General features: G+C 63.1%; 23 protein-coding genes. 20 read left to right on the top strand and 3 right to left on the bottom strand.

Features of this window, described 5'->3' with window-relative positions; all coding sequences use genetic code 11:
• Positions 1 to 8: 8 nt before the first annotated feature.
• A complete protein-coding gene (locus N7650_RS20370; protein WP_279899744.1) occupies positions 9 to 1,007 on the bottom strand; it encodes a D-cysteine desulfhydrase in 999 nt (332 codons plus the stop codon).
• Between the two features lie 290 nt (positions 1,008 to 1,297).
• Here N7650_RS20370 and epsC point away from each other — a divergent pair, with 290 nt between their 5' ends.
• The 4 genes from epsC to N7650_RS20350 all read left to right on the top strand — a co-directional run bounded on the left by epsC (position 1,298) and on the right by N7650_RS20350 (position 5,922).
• Positions 1,298 to 2,230: a serine O-acetyltransferase EpsC gene (epsC, locus tag N7650_RS20365; RefSeq protein WP_009396549.1), complete on the top strand. Its 933-nt coding sequence runs from the start codon at positions 1,298 to 1,300 to the stop codon at positions 2,228 to 2,230.
• 280 nt (positions 2,231 to 2,510) lie between these two features.
• Positions 2,511 to 4,496, top strand: coding sequence for a choline transporter BetT (gene betT, locus N7650_RS20360; protein WP_279899743.1), 1,986 nt, complete (start codon positions 2,511 to 2,513; stop codon positions 4,494 to 4,496).
• Between the two features lie 236 nt (positions 4,497 to 4,732).
• The gene (locus tag N7650_RS20355; RefSeq protein WP_279899742.1) at positions 4,733 to 5,215 is read left to right on the top strand and encodes an Hcp family type VI secretion system effector; all 483 of its coding nucleotides are present in this window, start codon (positions 4,733 to 4,735) and stop codon (positions 5,213 to 5,215) included.
• Positions 5,212 to 5,922, top strand: coding sequence for a DUF4225 domain-containing protein (locus N7650_RS20350; protein ID WP_279899741.1), 711 nt, complete (start codon positions 5,212 to 5,214; stop codon positions 5,920 to 5,922). Before N7650_RS20355 ends, N7650_RS20350 begins: the two co-directional genes overlap by 4 nt.
• A gap of 356 nt (positions 5,923 to 6,278) precedes the next feature.
• Here the strand turns inward: N7650_RS20350 and N7650_RS20345 are convergent, their stop codons facing one another.
• The gene (locus N7650_RS20345; RefSeq protein WP_279899740.1) at positions 6,279 to 7,319 is read right to left on the bottom strand and encodes a LacI family DNA-binding transcriptional regulator; all 1,041 of its coding nucleotides are present in this window, start codon (positions 7,317 to 7,319) and stop codon (positions 6,279 to 6,281) included.
• Between the two features lie 313 nt (positions 7,320 to 7,632).
• Between N7650_RS20345 and N7650_RS20340 the strand changes: the two genes are divergently transcribed.
• The 14 genes from N7650_RS20340 (at position 7,633) to N7650_RS20275 (ending at position 22,746) form a co-directional block, all read left to right on the top strand.
• Positions 7,633 to 9,783 (top strand): TonB-dependent receptor, encoded by a 2,151-nt coding sequence (locus N7650_RS20340; protein WP_279899761.1) that lies wholly within the window; start codon positions 7,633 to 7,635, stop codon positions 9,781 to 9,783.
• Between the two features lies 1 nt (position 9,784).
• Complete coding sequence (locus tag N7650_RS20335; protein ID WP_279899739.1) at positions 9,785 to 11,116, top strand: LLM class flavin-dependent oxidoreductase; 1,332 nt, start codon at positions 9,785 to 9,787, stop codon at positions 11,114 to 11,116.
• An 11-nt stretch (positions 11,117 to 11,127) separates the two neighbouring features.
• Complete coding sequence (gene mgrA, locus N7650_RS20330; RefSeq protein ID WP_009396536.1) at positions 11,128 to 12,165, top strand: L-glyceraldehyde 3-phosphate reductase; 1,038 nt, start codon at positions 11,128 to 11,130, stop codon at positions 12,163 to 12,165.
• 3 nt (positions 12,166 to 12,168) lie between these two features.
• Entirely contained in the window at positions 12,169 to 13,092 is a 924-nt protein-coding gene (locus tag N7650_RS20325) for a sulfonate ABC transporter substrate-binding protein (RefSeq protein ID WP_009396534.1), read from the top strand.
• 308 nt (positions 13,093 to 13,400) lie between these two features.
• Positions 13,401 to 13,874, top strand: a complete 474-nt coding sequence (locus tag N7650_RS20320) for a YMGG-like glycine zipper-containing protein (protein ID WP_009400072.1) — start codon at positions 13,401 to 13,403, stop codon at positions 13,872 to 13,874.
• 346 nt (positions 13,875 to 14,220) lie between these two features.
• Entirely contained in the window at positions 14,221 to 15,300 is a 1,080-nt protein-coding gene (locus N7650_RS20315; RefSeq protein ID WP_279899738.1) for a methyl-accepting chemotaxis protein, read from the top strand.
• 17 nt (positions 15,301 to 15,317) lie between these two features.
• The gene (locus N7650_RS20310) at positions 15,318 to 15,683 is read left to right on the top strand and encodes a response regulator (RefSeq protein ID WP_009400075.1); all 366 of its coding nucleotides are present in this window, start codon (positions 15,318 to 15,320) and stop codon (positions 15,681 to 15,683) included.
• On the top strand, positions 15,683 to 16,021 hold the full coding sequence (locus tag N7650_RS20305) for an STAS domain-containing protein (protein WP_064303127.1): 339 nt from the start codon (positions 15,683 to 15,685) through the stop codon (positions 16,019 to 16,021). The genes N7650_RS20310 and N7650_RS20305 overlap by 1 nt, the downstream gene beginning before the upstream one ends.
• Positions 16,011 to 18,032 (top strand): chemotaxis protein CheA, encoded by a 2,022-nt coding sequence (locus N7650_RS20300; protein WP_279899737.1) that lies wholly within the window; start codon positions 16,011 to 16,013, stop codon positions 18,030 to 18,032. The genes N7650_RS20305 and N7650_RS20300 overlap by 11 nt, the downstream gene beginning before the upstream one ends.
• Positions 18,023 to 19,642 carry a methyl-accepting chemotaxis protein gene (locus N7650_RS20295; protein WP_279899736.1) on the top strand — a complete coding sequence of 540 codons (1,620 nt, stop codon included), beginning with the start codon at positions 18,023 to 18,025 and terminating at the stop codon, positions 19,640 to 19,642. Before N7650_RS20300 ends, N7650_RS20295 begins: the two co-directional genes overlap by 10 nt.
• An 11-nt stretch (positions 19,643 to 19,653) precedes the next feature.
• The gene (locus tag N7650_RS20290) at positions 19,654 to 20,157 is read left to right on the top strand and encodes a chemotaxis protein CheW (protein WP_279899735.1); all 504 of its coding nucleotides are present in this window, start codon (positions 19,654 to 19,656) and stop codon (positions 20,155 to 20,157) included.
• A 1-nt stretch (position 20,158) separates the two neighbouring features.
• Positions 20,159 to 20,971 (top strand): protein-glutamate O-methyltransferase CheR, encoded by an 813-nt coding sequence (locus tag N7650_RS20285; RefSeq protein ID WP_279899734.1) that lies wholly within the window; start codon positions 20,159 to 20,161, stop codon positions 20,969 to 20,971.
• Positions 20,968 to 22,035, top strand: a complete 1,068-nt coding sequence (locus tag N7650_RS20280) for a chemotaxis response regulator protein-glutamate methylesterase (protein ID WP_009400087.1) — start codon at positions 20,968 to 20,970, stop codon at positions 22,033 to 22,035. Before N7650_RS20285 ends, N7650_RS20280 begins: the two co-directional genes overlap by 4 nt.
• Positions 22,036 to 22,089: 54 nt before the next feature.
• Positions 22,090 to 22,746 (top strand): response regulator transcription factor, encoded by a 657-nt coding sequence (locus N7650_RS20275; protein WP_009400089.1) that lies wholly within the window; start codon positions 22,090 to 22,092, stop codon positions 22,744 to 22,746.
• 6 nt (positions 22,747 to 22,752) lie between these two features.
• On the opposite strand, the gene N7650_RS20270 is transcribed toward N7650_RS20275, so the two are convergent.
• Positions 22,753 to 23,178 (bottom strand): thioesterase family protein, encoded by a 426-nt coding sequence (locus N7650_RS20270; RefSeq protein ID WP_009400091.1) that lies wholly within the window; start codon positions 23,176 to 23,178, stop codon positions 22,753 to 22,755.
• A gap of 291 nt (positions 23,179 to 23,469) precedes the next feature.
• Here N7650_RS20270 and N7650_RS20265 point away from each other — a divergent pair, with 291 nt between their 5' ends.
• Both N7650_RS20265 and N7650_RS20260 read left to right on the top strand, forming a co-directional pair.
• A complete protein-coding gene (locus N7650_RS20265) occupies positions 23,470 to 23,808 on the top strand; it encodes a hypothetical protein (RefSeq protein ID WP_279899731.1) in 339 nt (112 codons plus the stop codon).
• A gap of 104 nt (positions 23,809 to 23,912) precedes the next feature.
• Complete coding sequence (locus N7650_RS20260) at positions 23,913 to 24,362, top strand: hypothetical protein (RefSeq protein ID WP_279899730.1); 450 nt, start codon at positions 23,913 to 23,915, stop codon at positions 24,360 to 24,362.
• Positions 24,363 to 24,484: the final 122 nt, after the last annotated feature.

The raw sequence follows: 24,484 nt of genomic DNA, 5'->3' as shown, positions 1-24,484 counted from the left end.
CGCCGGTCTCAGCGTGTATAGACATCAGGGTAGGCGAATAATGCCGGCGCCCCGCCCGTGTGCAGAAAAATCAGTGGACCGTCGTCGAAGCGTTGCCGGGCGATGCCGTCGAGCAGCCCGGCCATGGCCTTGCCGGTATACACCGGGTCGAGCAGGACGCCTTCCTGGCTGGCCAGCAGGCGGATCGCGGCGAGGCCGCCGGCATTGGCTTCGCCGTAGCGGGGCGCGTAGTACTCGTCCCACAAGTTGACCTTGAAGGCGTTTGGCAGTTGTACGCCGAGCAGCTCGGCGGTGCGTTCGGCCAGGGCCTGCACCTTGGGTTTCTGGGCTTCTTCGCTGCGCGAAACGGTGATGCCGATCACCGGCAGGTCGGGCAGGCGCTCGGCCAATGCCAGGGCCAGGCCGGCATGGGTGCCGGCGCTGCCGGAGGCGAGCACCACGCCGGCGAAGCGCTGGCCGCTCTGTTCGATCTGCGCGGCCAGCTCCAGCCCGGCGCGCACGTAGCCCAGGGCGCCGAGGGCATTGGAGCCGCCGATGGGCACCAGGTACGGCTTGCGGCCACTGGCATGCAGGCGCACGCCGAGGGCCTGAAGCTGCTCGTCGGCATTGTCGAGGTTGTCGACCAGCTCGACCTTGGCATCGAACAGCTCCAGCAACCGGCGGTTGCCGTTCTCCAGGTACTCGGGGGAATCGGTGCCGGTGGGGTTTTCCAGCAGCGCCACGCAACCGAGGCCGAGACGGGCGGCGAGGGCAGCGGTCTGGCGTACATGGTTGGACTGGATCGCGCCGGCGGTGACCAGGGTATCCGCGCCCTTGGCCAGGGCGTCGGCGCCAAGGTATTCGAGCTTGCGCAGCTTGTTGCCGCCGAGGGCGAGGGGCGTGAGGTCGTCGCGCTTGAGGTAGATCTCGCGCCCGGCCCAGGCCGACAGGCGCTGGAGCTTTTCCAGCGGGGTCGGGGTACCGAGCAGTTCCAGGCGATTGAAGCGGGACAGCTGTCGTTCGATCATGGGCTTGGTCAGTTGTAGGAAAATTCGAGCATAAGCAGTGATCGGCTCACGGACAACTGTGATGCCAATCGCTGGCAAGCCAGCTCCCACAAGTATCCACGGCGCCACTGAACCTGTGGGAGCTGGCTTGCCAGCGATTTGGGGCCACCCCGGTATTCCTGCTTATGCATGGCATATAGCCAACCGTCATAACAGGGTATTTTTTCCAGCCCCCGTCCATGACGTAGAGTGCTGGACAGGAGAGCGGCATTCCCCTACCAGTCCCATGCCGCCGAGCAGGAGAAACAACCGTGAGCGACAACGCGCAGTCCGGGTATTGGCAATTGAATTCCATCGTCGGCCAGCTTCGTTCGGCCCGCGATGAGTGGCGCACCCGCAATGGCCGCAGCAGCGGTGAGCAGGGCGGACGCGAGCTGCCGTCGCGCGAGGCGGTCAGGCAGATCCTCGAACAACTCTGTGGTGCGCTGTTTCCCATGCGCCTGGGTCCGGTGGATCTGCGCGAGGAAAGCGAAGACTTCTATGTCGGCCATACCCTCGACTCGGCGCTGACCTCGTTGCTCGCCCAGGCCCGCCTGGAACTGCGTTACGCCGCGCGCCATGACAAGCAGGATGATGCGGATGTCGATGCCAGGGCGCTGCGCCTGATCCAGGAGTTCGCCGCAGCCCTGCCGGCCATGCGCGTGCTGCTCGACACCGACGTACTGGCCGCCTTCCACGGTGACCCGGCGGCACGCAGCGTCGACGAAGTGCTGCTGTGCTATCCCGGCGTTCTGGCGATCATCCATCACCGTCTCGCCCATCACCTCTACCGCGCCGGGCTGCCACTGCTGGCGCGGATCAGTTCCGAGCTGGCGCATTCCATCACCGGGATCGACATCCACCCGGGCGCGCAGATCGGCCCTAGCTTCTTCATCGACCATGGCACCGGCGTGGTGATCGGCGAAACCGCGATCATCGGCGAACGCGTGCGCATCTACCAGCACGTCACCCTGGGCGCCAAGCGCTTCCCCGAGGATGAATGCGGCAAGCTGCAGAAAGGCCATCCTCGCCACCCGATTGTCGAGGATGACGTGGTGATCTATGCCGGGGCGACCATTCTCGGGCGGATCACCATCGGCAAGGGCTCGACCATTGGCGGTAACGTCTGGCTGACCCGCAGCGTGCCGGCAGAGAGCAATATCACCCAGGCCAACCTGCAGTCGGACGAGGGCGCGCAGAAGTAATTCTTGGGTGGCCTCGAGGGCCCCATCGCTGGCAAGCCAGCTCCCACAGGTTACGCGATCCCTGTGGGAGCTGGCTTGCCAGCGATGAGGCCCTCAAGAACAGCACAAATTTCCCAGTCCAGTAGTCAGCCATAGGTCGCCTCGAATCCCGATCCATGTTTAACTTGAACGCTTGTTCAAATTAAAAACGCTGGTCCGCTGCCGGTGTTCAACAGGAGGATCTGCCTTTGCTGAACCCGTTCAACCCCACCGCTCTTTGTTCCTGCGAGGTATTTCAACGATGAATGCCCCGTCCAGGATCCGCATGAACCCTCCGGTGTTCTACTTCGCCGCCACCTTCATCCTGCTGTTCGCCCTGACCGTCATCGCCAACCCGCAGGCCGCTGGCGAGTGGCTGCTGGCCGCGCAGAACTGGGCGGCGCATACCGTCGGCTGGTACTACATGCTGGCCATGACCCTGTACCTGGTGTTCGTGGTGGTCACCGCGCTGTCCGGCTACGGCAAGATCAAGCTCGGTGCCGACCATGACGAGCCCGAGTTCAGCTACCTGTCCTGGGCCGGCATGCTGTTCGCCGCAGGGATCAGCATCACCTTGTTCTTCTTCTGTGTCTCCGAACCCCTGACCCACCTGATGCAGCCGCCCCAGGGCGAAGCCGGCACGGTGGAGGCGGGGCGCCAGGCTATGCAGGTGCTGTTCCTGCACTGGGGCCTGCACGGCTGGGGCGTATTTGCTTTCGTCGGCATGGCCCTGGCCTATTTCGCCTACCGGCACAACCTGCCGCTGGCGCTGCGCTCGGCGCTGTATCCGCTGATCGGCAAGCGCATCAACGGGCCGATCGGCTACGCGGTGGATGGTTTCGGCATCATCGCCACGGTGTTCGGCCTCGGCGCCGACATGGGCTTCGGCGTGCTCCATCTCAATTCCGGGCTCGACTACCTGTTCGGTATCGCCCACACCCAATGGATACAGGTCGCGCTGATTGCCCTGATGATGGGCGCTGCGGTGATGGTGGCCGTCGCCGGGGTGGAGAAGGGCGTGCGGGTGATGTCCGACATCAACCTGTTCCTCGCCTGCGCGCTGCTGCTGTTCGTGCTGTTCGCCGGCCCCACCCAGCATCTGTTCAACACCCTGATCCAGAACCTTGGCGACTACCTCGCGGTGTTGCCTCGCAAGAGCTTCGACGTATATGCCTACAACCAGTCCAACGACTGGCTGGGCAACTGGACGGTGTTCTATTGGGCCTGGTGGATTGCCTGGGCGCCCTTCGTGGGGCTGTTCATCGCGCGCATTTCCCGGGGCCGGACCATTCGCGAGTTCGTCTTCGGCGTGCTGCTGATCCCGCTCGGCTTCACCCTCGCGTGGATGTCGATCTTCGGCAACAGCGCCCTGAGCCAGGTGCTCGACCACGGCATGACCGCGCTGGCCGACTCGGCCATCGAGAATCCGTCGATGACCCTGTACCTGCTGCTGGAAACCTACCCGTGGAGCAAGGTGGTGATCGCCGTCACCGTGTTCATCAGCTTCGTCTTCTTCGTCACCTCGGCCGACTCCGGCACCGTGGTGCTCTCGACCTTGTCGGCCAAGGGCGGCAGTACCGACGAGGACGGGCCGAACTGGCTGCGGGTGTTCTGGGGCGTGATGACCGCGCTGGTCACCAGCGGGCTGTTGTTCGCCGGCAGCATCGACTCCTTGAAGTCGGCGGTGGTGCTCACCTCGTTGCCGTTCTCGGTGATCCTGCTGGCGATGATGTGGGGCTTGCACAAGGCGTTCTATCTGGAGTCGCAGCGGCAGATCGCGCAGATGCACTCGCTGGCGCCGTTCGCCAGCTCGCGCCGCGGCAAGGGCGGCTGGCGCCAGCGCCTGAGCCAGGCGGTGCACTTCCCGTCGCGCGACGAGGTCTATCGCTTCATGGACGACGTAGTGCGCCCGGCGATTGCCGAGGTGACCGAGGTCTATGCGGAAAAGGGGCTGAGCGTCATCACCCAGGAGGATCCGAGTCACGACAATGTCAGCCTGAAGATCGGCCATGGCGAGGAGCAGCCGTTCCTCTACCAGGTGCAGATGCGCGGATACTTCACGCCATCCTTCGCCCTGGCCGGATTGGGCACGCAGGAACTGAAGAACCGCCGGTACTACCGCGCCGAGGTGCATCTGGCCGAGGGTAGCCAGGACTATGACCTGATGGGCTACAGCAAGGAGCAGATCATCAACGACATCCTCGACCAGTACGAGCGGCATTTGCAGTATCTGCATCTGGTGCGCTAGCAGCGCAGTCACTGTGGGAGCTGGCTTGCCAGCGATGAGGCCGGCAATGACAAAGATGTTGTCAGGTCGGGCCCAATCGCTGGCAAGCCAGCTCCCACAGGGTTATGTGTTTTCCCGGAAACGGGATCCTCCCGCCAGCTTTCCGAAAATCCGCACACTCTCTCGGAAACGTCTCACAGACGCTGCCGTCTCACCTCTCTAGGCTGCGAACTCCTACCTACAAGTAGAGTTCGATCATGGCTAATCACAGCTATATGCGCATCACCGGCCCGAATAGCGGGCTGATTTCTGCGGGCTGCTCCACCCAAGCCTCCATCGGCAATTTGTGCCAAGCCGGGCATACCAACCAGATCCTCGTGCTATCGATGACTCATGCGATGTCCAGCGTTAGTAACGTTTCCAGCGCCGTTCACAATCCCCTTGTTATCCACAAGCTGCTGGACAAGTCCAGTCCGCTGTTGGCAAAGGCAATGACCGACCGTGAAGACATCGAGTGTGAAATCGATCTCTATCGAACGGCTGGGTCGTTTGATCAGAAGTACTACACCATAGTGTTGAAGGGCGCGCGTATCGTCGGTATCACCCTTGATATCCCGAACGTCCTGATGTTCAACGACGCCTTGCCGACGGAGCAGGTGGTGTTGCGCTACCACTCCATCACATGGACGCACCATATCGCCCGTACCGATGGCTATGCCTTCTCGGGGCTGGAGGAATGAGTCCCCAGCTTTCGTCATACAAGCGTGACAGGCAACTGCAGGAGCTTCACCAGAGCGCGGCGAATCTGACGCAGTACGCCTGCATGGTGAGCGCAAGACATATCAAGGATGGGGTGCTGCGTGGGCAGTTCAACCGGGATATGGCGTATTACGTGCGGCAGGTTTTGTCGGATGTAAGGAATGGCAGGTTAAGGGTCGATGACGGTCTGCTTAGAATCCAGGCCGAGCACAAGCACATGCAAAAAAGTTCGCAGGATATTGGCAAACAAGTAGCAGGTTTCGTCTCAGGAAGCGTTGTGGCTTTTAGCGGCGTAGGAATTTGTTACGGAAGTGCAGGTTTGGCATGTGGTTTTGCTGGTGTGCCGATGATCGCTCATGGCACCAATAACATGTATGAGAATGGCGCCAACTTATGGGAAGGCGGGTCGGATGTAGTTGGACCAGTTCGGACTCTTTATCATAAAGTCTCCGTTGCCGTCGGTGGAACTGAAAGCCAAGGAAGTATGGCGTATTGGCTGGCTGATTTGGGGTTGGCCGGTTATGGGGTTTTACGTCCTGTTGTGAAACCTGACGCCTGGAAGCTTTTTTACAGAATACCAGCTGATCATGTTCCGGCATACAAGCTAATGGGGAACGGGGCGCGTATATTTGAAGCGTATATAGCTTGGCTTACGTATTCTCAGATTGCGGAAGAGGCAGAGAAGTGATTACGGGTTTGTTCATATTTACTTCGTCCTTGATTGTATGTTGCGCTTATTGGGCGCGACGAAAATTTTCGGGAAAAAACTATAGGGGGAGGTATTTTGTTCTATGCGTGGCGTGTAACTTTCCTTTTGGGATTTTCCATCTGGAAATCATAACCAATCGCTGCATTATGTTTATAGGCTGTTTTCCCGGTTTGCATTTTGAATATCCGGTTTTGAGTTGGTTTGCATTTGCCTGCGTTTTTCTTCACTGCTTCGCTTTTCCTGTAGAAAACGAGCCTAGGCGTGTGTTTTAAGAAATGATAATTCGTGTTAATTACCGATCCTGTCCAGGTACACAAAACGGTAGCGATACCCCTTCAAGCACTCTCCCGCCCAATCACCTCACACCCCAACAAATTCAACTGCACCGCCTCCCCCTCGATCACCCCCAGCTGCTGCAACACCCGCTCAGCCGCCATGACCCCCATCTGCAACGCCGGCGGTTTCACCGTGGTCAGCCCAGGCATCAGCATCCCGGCGAACGGATAGTCCCCGAACCCCATCACCGCACAATCCTCGGGGATCCTGTACCCCGCGCGCTGCCCCGCCAGCAAGGCCCCCGCCGCCAGGTTGTCATTGGCAAAGATGATCGCCTCCGGCCGCTGCGCTGATTCCATCAACGCCAGCATCGCTTGCTTTCCCGCCTCGAACGGCGCCAGGTCCGTCTCCGGTGCGAATACCTGCGGCTCGGCACCCAGCGCGGTCAGCGCCTCGACATACCCGTCCCGCCGCTCCAGCGCGCTGAAGTCCCCCGCCGCACTGTTCTGCACGAAGGCAATCCGCCGGTAACCCTTGCCGTGCAGGTACCGGGTCGCGACCACCCCCACCTCATGATGGGAAAACCCGATCTGCACCGGTGCGCGCTCGGGCCGGTAGTCCCAGGTTTCCACCAGGGGGATATCCGCCTCGGCGAGCATCTTTTCCGTGGCCGCACTGTGGAAGTGGCTGGTCAGCACCAGCGCTGCCGGCGACCAGCCGAGGAAGGCGCGCACGGCATTTTCTTCCTGCTCGACGGAGAAGTAGCTGGAAGCCAGCAGCAACTGGTAGCCATGTCGACTGAGGGTGTCGCTGAAGCCTTGGATGGTGTCGGCAAAGATCGGCCCGGAGATGTTGGGGATCACCATGCCGACGATCCGCCCTCGCGCCGAGGCCAGCCCGCCCGCCACCAGGTTCGGCACATAGCCCAATTCGGCCACCACTTCGGCGATCCGCTCGCGCCGTTCCGGGGAAACCTGCTCCGGCTGGTTGAAGTAGCGCGACACGGTGATCGCCGAGACCCCGGCAGCCCGCGCCACCGCCTGCAGGGTGACGCGACCGGCGCCACGGCGCTTGCGGGGCGGGCTTTTTTCATCGCTCACGAGGCATGTCCTTAAAAACCAAAACGCATATAAAAGTAATTTTTCAGTATTGGACGGTCTATTCGGCGCCCGATGATACTGGCGATGTTAGCGCTAACAAAGTGGTTTGTCTGCTACTCGCACGAGCGAATGCCCAAGGACCCTGCGCTGACTTCATCAGGCGCCGCGATCAGCGATCGCGGTGGACAGGGCATTCTTCGAGTAGCAAACCATGCACAGCCGCGCCGCGTTTTTCCCCACGACTTCTCCCTTGGCCCAGGCCATCCGCCGTCAACGCCTGGCCCTCGGCGCGCTCGCGCTGAGCGCCTTGCCGATGGCGCCGGTAATGGCTGCCGACACCACCCCGGCTGCCCAAGGTGACAGTCCGACCCTCAAGGCCGTGACCGTCACCGCCACCCGCCGCGAAGCCTCGCTGCAACAGGTGCCGGTCGCCGTCTCGGTGGTGGATGGCGAGCAACTGGAACGGGAAAACCGTAACAGCGTGGCGAGCATCGTCCAGCAAGTGCCGAGCCTGAATTTCCGTACCGGCGCATCGAACAAGGACACCTCGCTGTTTATCCGTGGTGTCGGCACCATCTCTACTTCGCCGGGCGTCGAGCCGACCGTGGCGACGGTGATCGATGGCGTGGTCTTCGGTCGTCCGGGCCAATCGACCCTCGACCTGCTGGATATCGAACGCCTCGAAGTATTGCGCGGTCCCCAGGGTACGCTGTTCGGCAAGAACGCCTCGGCCGGTGTACTGAACATCACCACCCGCACGCCGACGGAAGAAACCCACGGTTTCGTCGAGCAGTCGTACTACAGCGGCAACGAGAGCCGCACCCGTTTCGGCATCGGCGGTAGCCTGGTTCCGAACACCCTGAAAGGCTCTATCACCACGCTGTTCGGCAGCTACGACGGCAATGTGGATAACAAGGCCAACGGCCAGGAAGTCAACGGCTACAACCGCAAGGGCGTGCGCGGCAAGCTGGTGTTCACGCCCAATGACGACCTCAGCCTGACCCTCGCCGCCGACTACCTGAAATCCCGCGACGACGCGCCCAACGGCGTGGTCAGCAAGTCCCTGCTGCCGGCCTTCTCCAACGCCCTGGCGCCGATACGCGCCGACAGCGACAACCGCGATATCGTCAGCGATTACCGCAGCCACGTGGACGACACCAACAAGGGGCTGTCGGCCCAGCTCGACTGGAGCCTCGGTGACTACACCCTGACTTCGATCACCGCCTGGCGCGGTTGGGACAACACCCAGTGGCAGGACGGTGACCGCCTGGCAACCATCAGTGCGGCCTTCCCCGGCATCGAGGACAAGGGCGAACTGGAGTACAACCAGTATTCCCAGGAGCTGCGCCTGGCTTCGCCCAAGGGCCAGTTCCTCGAATACGTCGGTGGCCTGTTCTACATGCACGGCAAGGATGAAGAAACCTACCGCCGGACCCTGCGCACCACCACCGCGACCCAGCAGGGCATCGCCGACTACAGCACTACCAATGACAGCTATGCGCTGTTCGGTGAAAGCACCCTCAACTTCACCGAGCGTTTCCGTGGTATTGCCGGCCTGCGCTGGACCCACGACGACCTCGAGTACGACCACCGCCGCGTCTCTACCTCGGCAACCGCGGTCAATGGCATCCAGCCAGGCACCAGCAGTTCCGGTTCGGTGGACGAGGACGGCTGGTCCGGGCGCCTCGGTGTGCAATACGACCTGACCGACGACATCACCAGCTACCTGACCTACTCCCGTGGCTACAAGGGCCCGGCCTACAACGTGTTCTTCAACATGCAGCCGCGCGACACCGAGGCGCTCAAGCCGGAAACCTCCAACAGTTGGGAGGCCGGGCTCAAGGCCAGCCTGTGGGGCAACCGCCTGACCACCAATCTGGCGGTGTTCCATACCGAGTACGACAACTACCAGGCGAACTTCTTCGACAGCGTCGCCGGCCAGGTGGTGACCCGCCTGATCAATGCCGGCAGCGTCAAGAGCGAAGGTGCCGAGCTGGACTTCGCCCTGCAGGCCACCTCGCAACTGAAGTTCTCCGGTGCGGTCGCCTACACCAAGGCGCGCATCGACGAATTCGCCTGCCCGGCGGGCGCAGCGGCCTCGTGCAACGTGAATGGCAAGCCGCTGCCGTACAGCCCGGACTGGAAAAGCTACGTCCGCGCCGACTACAGCATCCCGCTGGATAACGGCCTGGATGTCGAGTTGGATACGGACTTCAGCTGGCAGAGCAAAGTGCAGTACGACATTTCCCAGAACGCCGACACCGTTCAGGGCGCCTATGGCATCTGGAATGCCAGCGTCGCCCTGGCGGACTACAACGAAGGCTGGCGCGTGGCGCTGCTGGCGAAAAACCTTGCGGACAAATCCTACTCACCTCTCCTGGCCACCGGAGGGAACTACATCTACCGCGCGGTGCCGCGGGACGATGAACGTTACTTCGGCATCCAGCTACGCAAGGACTTCTGACATGAGCAAAACACCACGGCAAATGAGTCTCGGCGCCTTTCTGATGGCTACCGGGCATCACGTTGCCGCCTGGCGCCACCCCGATGTTCCGGCCAATGCCGGACTGGATATCAAGCACTATCGACACCTGGCCCGGGTCGCGGAAGACGCCTGCTTCGACGCGTTGTTCGTCGCCGACAGCGTTGCTGCTGCCGAAGGCGAGATTGCCAGCCGGATGGCCCGTTCCGACCACTTCGAACCCTTGACATTGCTATCGGCGCTGAGCGGCGTCACGGAGCGCATCGGTTTGGTGGGTACAGCTACTACAACGTACAACGAGCCATACCACATAGCACGGAAGTTCGCTTCGCTCGATCATCTGTCAGGAGGGCGGGCAGGATGGAATCTGGTGACCTCCGACGCAGCGGCAGAGGCGCGAAATTTTGGCCTTGATGAACACGTAGGCCACGCAGACCGGTACCTTCGCGCACGTGAATTTCATGATGTGGTGGTCGGCTTGTGGGACAGCTGGGCCGACGATGCCTTCGTGCGCGACAAGAAGTCCGGTACGTACTACGAGCCTGATTCAGTACGATTGCTCAATCATGAAGGCGAACACTTCAAAGTGCGCGGTCCATTGAATGTAGCCCGCACTCCCCAAGGCCGCCCGGTCGTGGTCCAGGCCGGTTCCTCGCCGGCCGGGCTGGACCTGGCGGCGCGCACCGCCGATGTGGTGTTCACCGCGCAGACCTCGCTGGCGGCGGCGCAGGCCTTCTATGCCGATCTGAAGGACCGGCTCGCGGCGTACGGGCGTGATCGCGATTCATTGAAGATCATGCCGGGCGTGTTCGTGGTGACCGGTACCAGCCAGGCCGAGGCCGAGGACAAATTCGCCGGGTTCCAGGAACTGGTGGAGCCTGAGGTGGGGATCGCCCTGCTCGGCAGAATGCTGGGCAACTTCGACCTGTCGGGTTATCCACAGGACGGCCCGTTGCCGGAACTGCCGCTCACCGATAGCGGCCAGCGCAGCCGCCAGCGCCTGCTCAGCGAACTGGCCGAGCGGGAAAACCTCAACCTGGCCCAGCTGGGCCGGCGTATCGCCGGTGGACGCGGGCATCACAGCCTGATCGGCACTGCGGCGCAGATCGCCGATCAATTGCAGGAATGGTTCGAAAACGACGCCGCCGACGGCTTCAATGTACTGGTCCCGCATCTACCGGGCGGCCTGGAAGACGTGGCCAACCATGTGGTGCCCGAGTTGCAGCGGCGCGGCCTGTTCCGTACCCGCTATGAAGGCACCACCTTGCGCGAACACCTTGGCCTGAGCCGGCCGAACAACCCATATTTCTCTTGAGGAGCACGCCGATGACCTACGTTGCCGCGGAAAACCGCTACACCTCCATGCCGTACCGCCGTGTCGGACGCAGCGGCCTGGTACTGCCCGCCCTGTCCCTGGGCCTGTGGCACAACTTTGGCGACAGCACACCGCTGGGCGATCAACGCGCCCTGCTGCGTACCGCCTTCGACCTGGGCATCAACCACTTCGACCTGGCCAACAACTACGGCCCGCCCTACGGCAGCGCCGAGAGCAACTTCGGCCGCCTGCTGCGCGAGGATTTCAAGGGCTACCGCGACGAGCTGATCATCTCCAGCAAGGCCGGCTGGGACATGTGGCCAGGCCCTTACGGGCAGGGTGGCGGCTCGCGCAAATACATCCTCGCCAGCCTCGACCAGAGCCTGGCGCGGCTGGGGTTGGACTATGTGGATATCTTCTATTCGCACCGCTTCGACCCGGACACGCCGCTGGAAGAAACCGCTGGCGCGCTGGCTACGGCGGTGCAGCAGGGCAAGGCGTTGTATATCGGGATTTCCTCTTACTCCGGAAGCAAGACCCGGGAAATCGCCCGGTTGCTGCAGGAGTGGAAGGTGCCGCTGCTGATCCACCAGCCGGCCTACAACCTGCTCAATCGCTGGGTGGAAAAAGACCTGCTCGATGTCACCGATGAGCTGGGCGCCGGGGTGATCGCCTTTACGCCGTTGGCTCAAGGCCTGCTGACCGACAAGTACCTCAATGGTGTGCCCAAGGATGCGCGGGTCAACAAGCCGGGTGGTGGCTCGCTGTTGCCGTCGCACTTGTCCGAGGCCAACCTGGCCCATGTCCGCGCCCTCAACGAGATCGCCAAGGCGCGCGGCCAAAGCTTGGCCCAGCTGGCGCTGGCCTGGACGCTGCGCGACACGCGGGTGACCTCGGCGCTGATCGGTGCCAGCCGCCCGGAGCAGATCGTCGAGAACGTCGGTGCATTGAATAACCTGGTGTTCAGCGCCGAAGAACTGGCGCAGATCGACCGGCATGCGGTCGAGGGCGGTATCAACCTCTGGGAAAAGCCCTCGCTGGCGGAGTGATGCATGAAGGTGATCGCAATGCTGGGTGCCGGCCTGGCCCTGCTGGGGCTGGCGACGGTGGCGTTGGCTGATCCGCAGGAATTGCGGATCGGCTATCAGAAGGGCTCCATCGCCCTGGTACTGGCCAAGGAGCATGGGCTGCTGGAAAAGCGCTTTGCCCGGACGAAGGTGCAGTGGATCGAGTTTCCTGCCGGGCCGCAGATGCTGGAGGCGTTGAATATCGGCAGCCTGGATGTCGGTTCCACCGGTGATATTCCGCCGCTGTTCGCCCAGGCGGCGGGAGCGGACCTGGTGTATATCGGCGCCGAGCCGGCCAAGCCGTCGGCGGAGGTGATCCTGGTGCGCAATGACAGCGCGTTCAGGCAGGTGGCTGATCTGAAGGGGCGCAAGGTCGCGCTGCAGAAGGGTTCCAGCTCGCACAACCTGGTGCTGCGCGCACTGAACAAGGCAGGGCTGGGCTTCAAGGGCATCCAGCCGGTGTACCTCACCCCGGCCGATGCCCGCGCGGCGTTCGAGCACGGCAGCGTGGATGCCTGGGCGGTATGGGACCCCTATGTCTCGCTGGCGTTGAGCGAGGGGCACAGCCGCAAGTTGGCGGACGGGCAGGGCCTGGGGCTGTCCGGGCCGATCTACACCGCACGGCGGGCCTATGCGGCGGAGAATGGCGAGTTTATCCACAGCCTGCTGGACCAGCTGACCGCAGCGGAAGAGCTGACTCGCAGTGATCGTGCGGGGAGTTTGAAAGTGCTCAGCGCTTCGATGGGGCTACCGGAGGCGGTGGTCGCCAGCTATGTGGATAACCGGCCGCCATCGCCGGTATTGCCGATCACCGACGAGGTGATCGCGGCGCAGCAGGCGACGGCGGATCTGTTCTACGAGAACCGGTTGTTGCCGAAGCGCTTGGAGGTGAAGAGGGCGTTGCCCTGATTCGGGTCTGATGTCGTTTATCCGGGCCTCATCGCTGGCAAGCCAGCTCCCACAGGATCCTGTGGGAGCTGGCTTGCCAGCGATGAGGCCCTCAGCAACACCACAAATCCCCCGCCCACAAAAAAGGCCCTGACATCCGTCAGAGCCTCATCCCGCAAGTAACCTAAGACACGCAAAAACACGATAAGTTTCACCATGAAATCAATAAGTTAGAAATATGTGTGACAGTCGTGCTACTCGTCGGATTTCAATTGTCAGCCTCACGCGCCGGACGCAGGATCGCCGCGTCATCCCTTTGAGGCTTTCGTATGAAGTACTCCTCGATTCTTCTGTTGTCCCTTAGCCTGCTCAGTGGCGTTGCCAGCGCAGGCGGCACCACCGAAGCCGGTATTGGCGGCGCATTGGGTGGGGTATTGGGCTCGGTGGTCGGCCAGTCGATCGGTGGCAGCACCGGTTCGGCGATCGGCGCCGGTCTCGGCGGTGCGGCCGGTAGTGCCGTCGGCGCCGACAAACGCAGCCGCGGCGAAGCCGCCATCGGCGGTGCCCTGGGCGCAGCCGGCGGCAACGTGGTGGGCCGCAGCCTGGGCGGCACCAACGGCAGCCTGATCGGCGCCGCAGCCGGCGGTGGCGCCGGTGGTGCCCTGGGTAACTACATGGGCAACAAGGCCGACGACGACGATCGCCACTACCGTGATCGCGGCCGTGGTTACGACCGCCGCTATGCCCATGATCGTGGCCATCACTACGGCCACCGCAAGCACAAGCGTCACTGGCGCGACTGATCCGTCGCCCCGCATTCCGTTCTCCCGGGGGACGGAATGCGGGAAAGCCCCCAAGGTCCCTTTAACCGATTGCTTATCAAGCTAAACGCCATCACACCTTTGCCTTAAGCCATCCTCCTACGTCTGCCACTCCCTCCTAAGCCTTCCCGGAATCCCCGGGTGCGCTGCGCCTAAAGCGTTTCACCCGACATTCCTGTCGGAGTGGTCAGCGCACTCCCGTAGCGTTTCGTCGTCGCAGTTTTGTGACGCTCCGGTCGGATTAAGGGGCGTCCCGATTTTGACGTCAAATCACTATCGCTACCATGCGAAGCCTTCAAAGAAGGGACGGTGGGCGTAAGGGATGCGAATGCACGTAGGAATCGGTATAGGGATTGTTCTGTGCGTCGCCGCGATGCTCTCCGGACTGCATTGGCTGAACATCGTCGGTCTGCTGCTGATCGCCGCCGCCGCGCTGTTCCTGGCCCCGCGCAAGGCCGCCGCGAACGGGCCGCAGGAAATGGTGCAGAGCCTGCCGCTCGAGCCTGAAACCCACGCCCTGGAAAAACTCCTGCCCGCCGTCGTGCCGTCCTGGACCGACAGCCTGCAACAGAGCCGCCGCCTGCTCGCCGACAACATCGGCGGCCTGCTCGGTCGCTTCAGCGATATCAGCCAGCGCCTCCAGGCCAGCCTCGACCAGAGCGAAGACGTCCTCACCAGCGGCGGTCTCGGCGAGAACCTGCGCCAGGCCAACCAGCGCCTGCAGGGCGTCACCGAAGCCTTCGCCGCTGGTAGCCGTCGCCAGCAGGAATTCCTCGCGACCATCGGCCACCTCGGCGGCTACACCGGCGAGTTGCAGCTGATGGCCCGCCACGTCCAGGAAATCGCCAGCCAGACCAACCTGCTGGCCCTCAACGCCGCCATCGAGGCCGCCCGTGCCGGTGAGTTCGGTCGCGGTTTCGCCGTGGTCGCCGATGAAGTGCGCAAGCTTTCCCGGTTGTCCGCCGAGACCGGCCAGTCGATGGACAGCAAGGTCGGCGAGATCAACCAGGCGATCCAGTCCAGCATCGAATCCGCCAACGAGCTGAATACCGAAGAACAGCAGAACCTCGCGCGCCTGGAACAGGTGCTGGGCGAGGTCATCAACGGCCTTGGCAGCAACCTCGACGAACTCGACGTCGCTTCGCGCAATCTCCAGGACAACGCCCGCTCCACCCAGGGCGATATCCACGCCGTCATGGTCGCCCTGCAGTTCCAGGACCGCGCCGACCAAATGCTCGACCACCTTCAGACCGACCTGCAGCAGCTGCTCGAAGCCATCGAGCGCCGCGACCAGCGCCTGCACGATGCCCAGGCCTGGCTTGCCCGGCTGCGCGAGCGCTTCACCACCAGCGAGGAGCGCGCCGGCCACAGCCAGGCCGCCAGCGCCAGTGACGTGACCTTTTTCTAACTACCGAGGGCCCTGACATGGCCAAGACCATCCTGATCGTCGATGACTCCGCCTCCATGCGCCAATTGGTCAAGCTCAGCCTCACCGGTGCCGGTCACCAGGTCATCGAGGCCTGCGACGGCAAGGACGCCCTGAACAAACTCACCGGGCAGAAAATCAACCTGATCATCAGCGACGTGAACATGCCCAACCTCGATGGCATCGGCCTGGTCAAGGCGGTCAAGCTGAAGCCCGAGTACCGTTTCACTCCGATCATGATGCTCACCACCGAGAGCGAGCAGTCGAAGAAGGCCGAAGGCCAGGCGGCCGGGGCCAAGGCCTGGATCGTCAAACCGTTCCAGCCGCAGCAGCTGCTGGCGGCGGTCGAAAAGCTGATCGGCTGATGGCCACCGTCACGCTGCATCCGGCCAGCGACCTGGCGCCTGCGCGGCTGAGCGTGCACGGCGACCTGACCATCTATGAAGCGGGCGAGACCCGACAGACCTTGCTGGCCCTGCTGGCGCAAGACCCGGGCCCTTGGGCGCTGGATCTCGGCGGCCTGGAGGAGATCGACAGTGCCGGCCTGCAACTGCTGCTGTCGCTGCAAAAGACCCTGGTGCAGGGCGCGCAGGTAATCGACCTGCCAGCCCAGGCCCGCGCACTGGTCGACCTGCTGCGCCTCGAATCCCTGTATCCGCTGGGCGCCTCCGGCGCTGGCGAGGAGTTGCGCGATGTTCGATAGCGATCAATGGACGCAACTGCTGGAAGGCTTTCTTGAGGAAGCCCGCGACCTGCTCAAGGAAGCCGAGGACAACCTGCTGCGCCTGGAACAGGGCAGCGACGATGCCGAGGTGATCAACGCGCTGTTCCGGGCGGTGCATACGCTCAAGGGCTCGGCGGGGATCTTCTCGCTGGAGCCGCTGGTGTCTTTGGCCCATCAACTGGAAAACCAGCTGATGGGGGTTCGCGACGGGCAGCGCCAGCTGACCGCGCCGCTGGTGTCCTTGATGTTGCAGTGCATGGACGAACTCAACGGCATGGTCGAAAGCATCGACCCTCGGCACGGTACCCTGGCGCCCCATACGCCGCGCCAGAGCGAGTTGCTCGTGGCGCTGGGCGGCGGCGAGGCGGTTGCCGAAAGCGCTGCACAGGCGGGCGAGATCAACGAATGGTTCCTGTCCATTCGCTTCGACAACGAACTGCTGCGCAACGGCTTCGAACCCAGCAGCTTCCTGCGCTACCTGGATCGCCTTGGCCGCATCGAGACCTTGCAGACCCTCGCCTGGGCCGTGCCGGACCTGCATGCGCTGGACGCCGAAGCCTGCTACCTGGGCTACGAGTTGACCTTGCGCAGCGCCGCCAGTCGCGAAGAATTGCTCGACGTTTTCGCCCTGGCCGAAGACTTCTGCACCTTGCGCCTGCAGCTGCGGGAGGACGCCGGCGAGCCTGGTCCGCTCGCTTCGGAAGTCGAAGCGCAAACGTTGGCGCCGGCCCCGCAGCTGTCCATCGCCAGTCTCCCTGGCGCCACCAGCGAACCGCGCAGCGGCAACCAGGGCAGCGCGATGGTCAAGGTGGCCGCGCACAAGCTCGATGAACTGATCAACCTGGTCGGCGAACTTGTGATAAGCACCGCTGGCGCGCATATGCAATCGCTGCGCAGCGGCTCCACGGCCTGCATAGAGAGCGTTCAGGCCGTGCAGCAGCACGTCGAGCAGATCCGCGAGCGCGCGCTGAAGCTGCGCATGGTGGAGATCGGCGAGACCTTCAACCGCTTCCATCGCGTGGTGCGCGATGTCAGCCAGGGGTTGAACAAGCAGATCCAGCTAAGCCTGTCCGGCAGCGACACCGAGCTGGACAAGACCCTCACCGACCGTATCGCCGACCCGCTGGTGCACCTGGTGCGCAACGCCATCGACCATGGCATCGAATCGCCGGAAGAGCGCCGCGCCGCAGGCAAGCCGGAGCAGGGCAACCTGCGCCTGAACGCCTGCCATGACTCGGGGATGATCGTCCTCGAAGTCAGCGACGACGGCCGCGGCCTGAACACCGAACGCATCCGCGAAAAGGCCATCGCCCGCGGCATGCTCGACGCCGATGCGCAGATCAGCGAGCAGGACATCCACCAACTGATCTTCGAACCCGGCTTCTCTACTGCCGAAGCGGTTTCCAACCTGTCCGGCCGCGGTGTCGGCATGGATGTCGTGCGCAGCGCCATCGACGAGCTGCGCGGGATCATCGAGATCGAATCCAGCGCAGGACAGGGCTGTACCTTCCGTATCCGCCTGCCGTTGACCCTGGCGATCATCGACGGCTTCCTGGTCAGCGTCGGTGGCGATCACTTCGTGATCCCGCTGGACATGGTCACCGAGTGCATGGAGGAGCGCGCCGACGCCCTCGATGCCAGCGGCCACCTCAATCTGCGTGGCAAGCCCCTGCCCAGCGTCGACCTGGGTCGGCACTTCGGCCTGCGTGGCGACCCGCGCGCCCGGCGCAACATCGTCGTGGTCAGCCAGGGCCGGCAACAGGCCGGGCTGATCGTCGAGCACCTGCTGGGCGAGCTGCAGACCGTCATCAAACCCCTCGGGCAGATGTTCCAGCACCTGTCCGGCATCAGCGGCTCGACCATCCTCGGCTCCGGCCAGGTCGCGCTGATCCTCGATATTCCCAGCCTGTTCCGCCAGTTGCAGCAACGTGCGGAAAGCGAACCCCGATCGAACCTGCTCAGCCCTTCCGGAGAGTCACCATGCAAATGATCAGCAACATGAAGATAGGCGTGCGCCTGACCCTGGGCTTCCTGCTGGTGGTGGCGTTGACCGCGGTCATCGGCTTCATCGGCATCCGCAACCTGAGCCAGGTCAACGACCTCTCCGACCGCATGTACGACATGGACGTGGTGGGCCTGTCCACGCTTCAGGAAGCCAATATCCAGTTGCTCCTGGCCAACCGTGCGGTACGCCGCAGCCTGATGGCCAGCGATGCACAGGACCGCGACGAATCCGCCGCCCAGGCCCGGGCCGCGATGGACAAGACCCGCGAGCTGCTGACCAACTCACGGCAGTATTTCCTGACGGCCGAGGGCAAGGCACAGGTTGCGGCGATCGAAGGCCCGCTGCAGGAGTACATCAGCGCCGCCAACCTGATGCTCGATACCCACCGTCAGTCCGGCGAGCTGCAAACCATGAGCGCCGCGCTTGAACTGATGCCGCGCAACACCGCTGCGGCCAACGAAGTGGACCGTTTGCTGGGCATTGCCAGCGACGCCAAGCAGGCCCGTGCCAGCGAGGCCAATGCCGATATCAGTGCCATCGCCGAGAGCTCGCGGTTGCAGATGATTGTCCTGGTACTGGCCGCGACCCTGCTCGGCATGCTGATCGGGGTGCTGGTCACTCGCAGCATTACCCGCCCGCTGGCTGGCGCGGTGCAGGCTGCCGACCGCATGGCCGCCGGCGACCTGAGCCAGGACCTGGTGATCGATCGCAAGGACGAAACCGGCCGTCTGCTCGGTGCCATGCAAAACATGACCGAGCGCCTGCGCAGCATCCTCGGTGATGTGCGCAGCTCCGCCGATGCACTGTCGTCGGCTTCCGAGCAGGTCAGCTCGACCTCCCAGTCCCTGAGCCAGGCAGCCAACGAACAGGCCGCCAGCGTCGAGCAGACCAGCGCCTCGGTGGAAGAGATGTCCGCCTCCATCGCCCAGAACACCGAAAGCGCCAAGATCACCGACGGTATCGCCGGCAAGGCCGCCAACGATGCGGTGCAAGGTGGCAGCGCGGTAGGCGACACGGTGCTGGCGATGAAGCAGATCGCCGACAAGATCGGCATCATCGACGACATCGCCTACCAGACCAATCTGCTGGCCCTTAACGCGGCCATCGAGGCGGCGCGCGCCGGCGATCACGGCAAGGGCTTCGCGGTGGTCGCGGCGGAAGTGCGCAAGCTGGCCGAACGCAGCCAGGTGGCCGCGCAGGAGATCGGCCAGGTGGCGTCGAGCAGCGTGCAACTGGCCGAACAGGCCGGGCAACTGCTCGGCGAGATCGTACCGAACATCCAGCGCACCTCCGACCTGGTGCAGGAAATCACCGCGGCTTCGCAGGAGCAGAGCAGCGCAGCCGGGCAGATCAATATCGCCATGGGCCAGATGAACCAGATCACCCAGCAGAACGCCTCGGCCTCCGAGGAACTGGCGGCCACCGCCGAGGAGATGAACGCCCAGGCCAGCCAGCTCCAGGAACTGATCGGCTATTTCCGCTTCGAACAGGGCAGCGTCGTGGTGCGCAATCCGCGCAGCGACAGCCTGCCGGTCCCGGCACGCCCAGGGCCCAAGGCGCTGATCGATGAAGGCCAGTTCGTCAGTTTCACTTGAGCGAGGTTTCCATGAGCCAGCCGCAACGAATCGAGACGCAAGTCGATGCCGTCCAGCACCTGAGCTTTCGCGTGCGCGAGGCCGGTTACGCGCTGCCCATCGCCCTGGTACGGGAAATCATCGAGTACGCCGAGATCACCCGGGTGCCGATGATGCCGGCCTATATCCACGGCGTCATCAACCTGCGCGGCAACGTGGTGCCGGTGCTGGACCTGGCGGCGCGCTTCGGCCTGAGCCTGACCAAGCCCGGCAAGCGCACCTGCATCGTGATCATCGAACTGGCGCTGGCCGATGGCCTGCAGCGTATCGGCCTGGTGGTGGACGAGGTGGACGAAGTACTGGAAATCGATCCGCGCCTGGTCATGCCGGCGCCGGCCTTCGGCACCACCATCCGCTCCGACTTCATCGCTGGCATGGCTCAGCAGGCCCAGGAATTCCTGATCATCCTCAACATGCTGCAAGTGCTGTCGCTGGACGATATCCGCCACCTCAGCCAGGCGGCGAAGGCCCATTGAAATGTCCGCGATGCCCAAGTTGCCGGTGCTCGGCGAACAGAACTTTCGCCAGTTGCAGCAGTTGATGCGCGATGCCTCCGGCATCCACCTGGCGAACAACAAGCGCTCGCTGGTGGCCGGACGCTTGTTGAAGCGCCTGCGCCACCTGCAGATCGAAACCTACGACGAGTACCTGAACTGCCTGGCCACTCCCCAATACGCCCGTGAACGGCGTCTGGTCGTGGACTTGCTGACCACCAACGAAACCTACTTCTTCCGCGAGTTCGCCCATTTCGAGTTTCTCGGCCAATGGCTGAGCAAGCGCGGCGGGCCGCTGCGCCTGTGGAGCGCCGCCTGTTCGTCGGGCGAGGAGCCCTACAGCCTGGCGATGACCGCCGCCGAGCATGCGCGCGGCAACGAGTGGTCGGTGCTGGGCAGCGACCTCAGCCAGAGCATGCTGGAGATCGCCGAACAGGGCATCTACGACCTGGCCCAGGCGCGTTATTTCCCCGAGGGCTGGTTGCACCGTCACTGCCTGTGCGGGATCGACGACATGCAGGGGCGCATGCGCGTGCAGGCCTGGCTGCGCAACAAGGTGCAGTTGCGCGAAATCAACGTGATCCAGCCCATGCCGGAAAGCCTCGGCCAGTTCGAGGTGATCTTCCTGCGCAACCTGCTGATCTACTTCGATACCCAGCAGAAGCAGCGCATCGTTCGCAACCTGGTCGAGCGCCTGTGCCCGGGCGGGCTGCTGTTCATCGGCCACGCCGAAAGCATCCACGGCTTCAACCTGCCGCTGCGCCCGGTGCGGCCTTCGGTGTTCGAACGCTTATGATCGAGCGTTCCACTCCCATCCGTGTGTTCATCGTCGACGACTCGGCCCTGGTCCGCCAGGTGCTCGGGCAGTATCTCGGCAACCATCCCGGCATCCAGGTGGTCGGGATGGCCGCCGACCCGCTCTACGCCATCGACAAGATGCGCCGCGACTGGCCCGATGTGCTGGTCCTCGACGTGGAAATGCCGCGCATGGACGGGCTGACGTTCCTGCGCCAGATCATGGCCGAGCGGCCGACGCCGACCATTATCTGCTCGACGCTTACCGAGGCCGGCAACGACCTCAATGTCGAAGCCCTGGCTGCTGGTGCCGTGGGGGTATTCACCAAGGCGAAACTGGGGCTCAAGCAGAGCCTGGAGAACATTGCCGGGAATCTGGTGCGCTGCATCGAGGATGCCGCGAAAACCCGGCCAGTGGCCCGTCACGCCTTGCCCGCGACGGAAAAAAAAGACCTGCAGCCGGTCCCGGCGCTGCGCAAAACCACCGACCGAATCGTTACACTTGGCTGCTCGACCGGCGGTACCCAGGCACTGGAGTTCGTCCTGCGGCAACTGCCGCGCGACTGTCCGGGCCTGGTCATCGTTCAACACATGCCGGAGAAGTTCACTGCCGACTTCGCACGCCGTCTCAACGGCCTGTGCCAGATCGAAGTTCGCGAAGCCAGGCATCTGGATCGCGTGCACACCGGACTCGCCTTGCTGGCACCCGGTGGCCTGCATATGCAGCTCAAGCGCAGTGGTGCGCACTACCTGGTCGAAGTGCTCGACGGCCCTGCCGTCAACCGGCACAAGCCCTCGGTCGATGTCCTGTTCCGTTCCGCCGCTCGCCATGCCGGCAGCAATGCCCTGGGCATCATCATGACCGGCATGGGTGACGACGGAGCCCGTGGCCTGCTGGCCATGCGCGAACAGGGTGCCAGCACCGTGGCCCAGGACGAGGCCAGTTGCGTGGTGTTCGGCATGCCCAAGGAAGCCATTCGCCTCGGCGCGGCCCAGACCATCGAGCCGCTCGATCGCATGCCGATCCTGATCAACCAGTTCGGTGTCAGTGCCCGCAATGGCTGAGCAGTCCAGTATCACCTTCCAATGCCGCCCTACGCGCGATACAGGCTCGAACCTATGCTTTGCCGTTTACTGATAGCCGACGACTCGCCCCTGTTCCGTGCAGGCCTGCGGGCGTTGCTCGAACAAAAACAAGAATATGCCGTGGTTGGCGAAGCGGGCGACACGGTGACCACCGTGGAGCTGGCCGAAACCCTCAAGCCGGACATCATCGTGCTGGATATCGCCCTCGGCACCATGGCTGGCGAGGAACTGTTGCGCGAGCTGTACCTGCGGGTGCCGGCCTGTACCGTGCTGATGCTGTCGTCGCGCTCGGAGCTGGACTTCGTCATGCACTGCCTGCAGCAGGGCGCCCATGGCTTCCTGCTCAAGAGTGCGACAGTGCAGGAGCTGGAGCTGGCCTTGCAATCGTTGCGTGGGGGCGGGCAGTACCTGTCGTCGGCGGTGCTGCCGCTGGTGATCGGTCAGGCGGTGAAGCAGAACCGGCGCAAGCCGCAGGTCAGCGCAGCGATGCAGCTCACTGCGCGGCAGATGGAGATCCTGCGCTTGATCGCACGGGGTGAGTCGACCCGTTCCATCGCCGATGGCCTGGGACTGAGCGTAAAAACCATCGAGGCGCACCGCTCGCAGATCATGCATCGCCTGCAGATTCACGATGTGCCCGGGCTGGTGCTGTTCGCGGTGCGTGAAGGGATCATCCGGCTCAACGACTGAGCGCTGTCAGGTCAGGGCCGACAGTGCCGCCTCCAGGTGCTGCGGGAAGGTGGCCGGCTTGCCGGTATTGCGCTCGATGAACACCTGCACCACCCGGCCCAGGGCATGCAGCTGCTTGCCGCTCATGTCGAACAGTGCCGCCTCGTACTCCACCGTGCTCCCGGCGAAGCGCTCGACCCGCAGGCCCACCTGCAACATATCGGTGAAGGCTGCCGAGGCGTAGAAATCGCAGGACGAACTCACCACGAACGCCACCACCTCGCCTTCCTGCGGATCGATCTGGCCATGGCTGGCAAGCCACGACTGGATCACCGTATCGAAAAAGCCATACACCGCCGCGCTGGTGATCTGGCCGTTGAGGTCCGCATCCTGCCAGCGGGTGGAGATGAAGCCGGCGTGGGGGAAGTGGTCGATTTGCAGGTCTTCGGACATGGGCGTTCTCTGATGGGGGGAACGAGGAATGCTGAAGGATTTGTTGGCGGATCGCCATAGCAATCGCTGGCAAGCCAGCTCCCACAGTTGACCGAGCCGCAACGGAATTCTGCGGACGACACAGGACCCTGTGGGAAGCGATAGCGGTGATGAATTCACCGACGTAATCGTTGTGCTTCGGCGGCCCGATGAGCCAACTACCACTGGTCGGCACCTGACAAAAATGCCAGTTGTCCACAGAAGGGCCCAGGGCTTCAATGGCTCCAAATCTTCTGATGACGAGGGCAGGGCATGCGCACGGTCCTGCTTTTCAGCGACAGCCAGGCAACCACCACCTTCACCGTGACCTGCCTGATGGACAGTCGCTTCCAGGCGACGCAGGCTTATGACCTTCAGGGCGCGCTGCAACTGCTGAGGTTGAATCGATACGAGCTGGTCGTCGCCGACCTGCACCTGCGCTCGAATTATCGGGAACTGGTCAGTTGTTTTTATCCGGCGGCAAGCCTGTTATTGATCGATCGTAGTGAAGAACAGGTCGCCTGGGCCAGCGGCGCCCGTGGAGTGTTGGCGAGACCATTTTTGCCCTGTGAGCTTCTCGCCGCGATCCACAAGCAAATCAACCGTTTGTGAAACTTGCACTACGCCACCTGATAAAAATGCCAGTTGTGCCGGTTGCCCGATGCTCTTCCAATGGTTGCACCGACATCTCGTCGGCTCATGAGGAGGAACGATCCGTGGCTATTCTCACAGACGATTTCGAAGACCTGGCCGTAAAGAACCATGGCACCAGAATCGAACGCCCGCATTTTATCCTTGACGTGCCCTCGAATACCGGCACGACGCTCGCAGCCGTGAAGGATCCACTCACCGAGATCAACAAGGGTATCTGGGTCAAATACGCCTGGGGCAGCCATATGGGCGAGTACGACGAACTTACCATTACGCTCAAGAGTGACAGCGTTACCAGTATTGGCTTCGTCAACTACCGCACCACGGCGGGCGACCCCTGCCGATTCTACGATGCGGGCGGCAAGCAGCTGGGCAGTGCGAAGTTGCCGGCGAAGTCGCTAGTGCCGGTGGTCTGCAGCAGCGCGGCGGCGCCCATCAAGGTGATCAAGGTGTCGGTTGCCGGCGGGCCGGGGGCGTTCGTTGCATTCGATGATTTTGTTATCGAGACGCTTTGAAGTGTGAATGGACAAGCCCCCGGTAAGCGGATCTCCAGCGAACGACGCGGACCCTGTGGGAGCTGGCTTGCCAGCGATAGCGGTGGTGAATACACCGATGTGATCGCGGCATTTCGGCGGCT

This window comes from Pseudomonas sp. GD04058 (assembly GCF_029836855.1).
GTDB classification, from domain to species: Bacteria; Pseudomonadota; Gammaproteobacteria; order Pseudomonadales; family Pseudomonadaceae; genus Aquipseudomonas; species Aquipseudomonas bharatica.
This window is presented reverse-complemented; position numbering and strand designations above follow the sequence as displayed.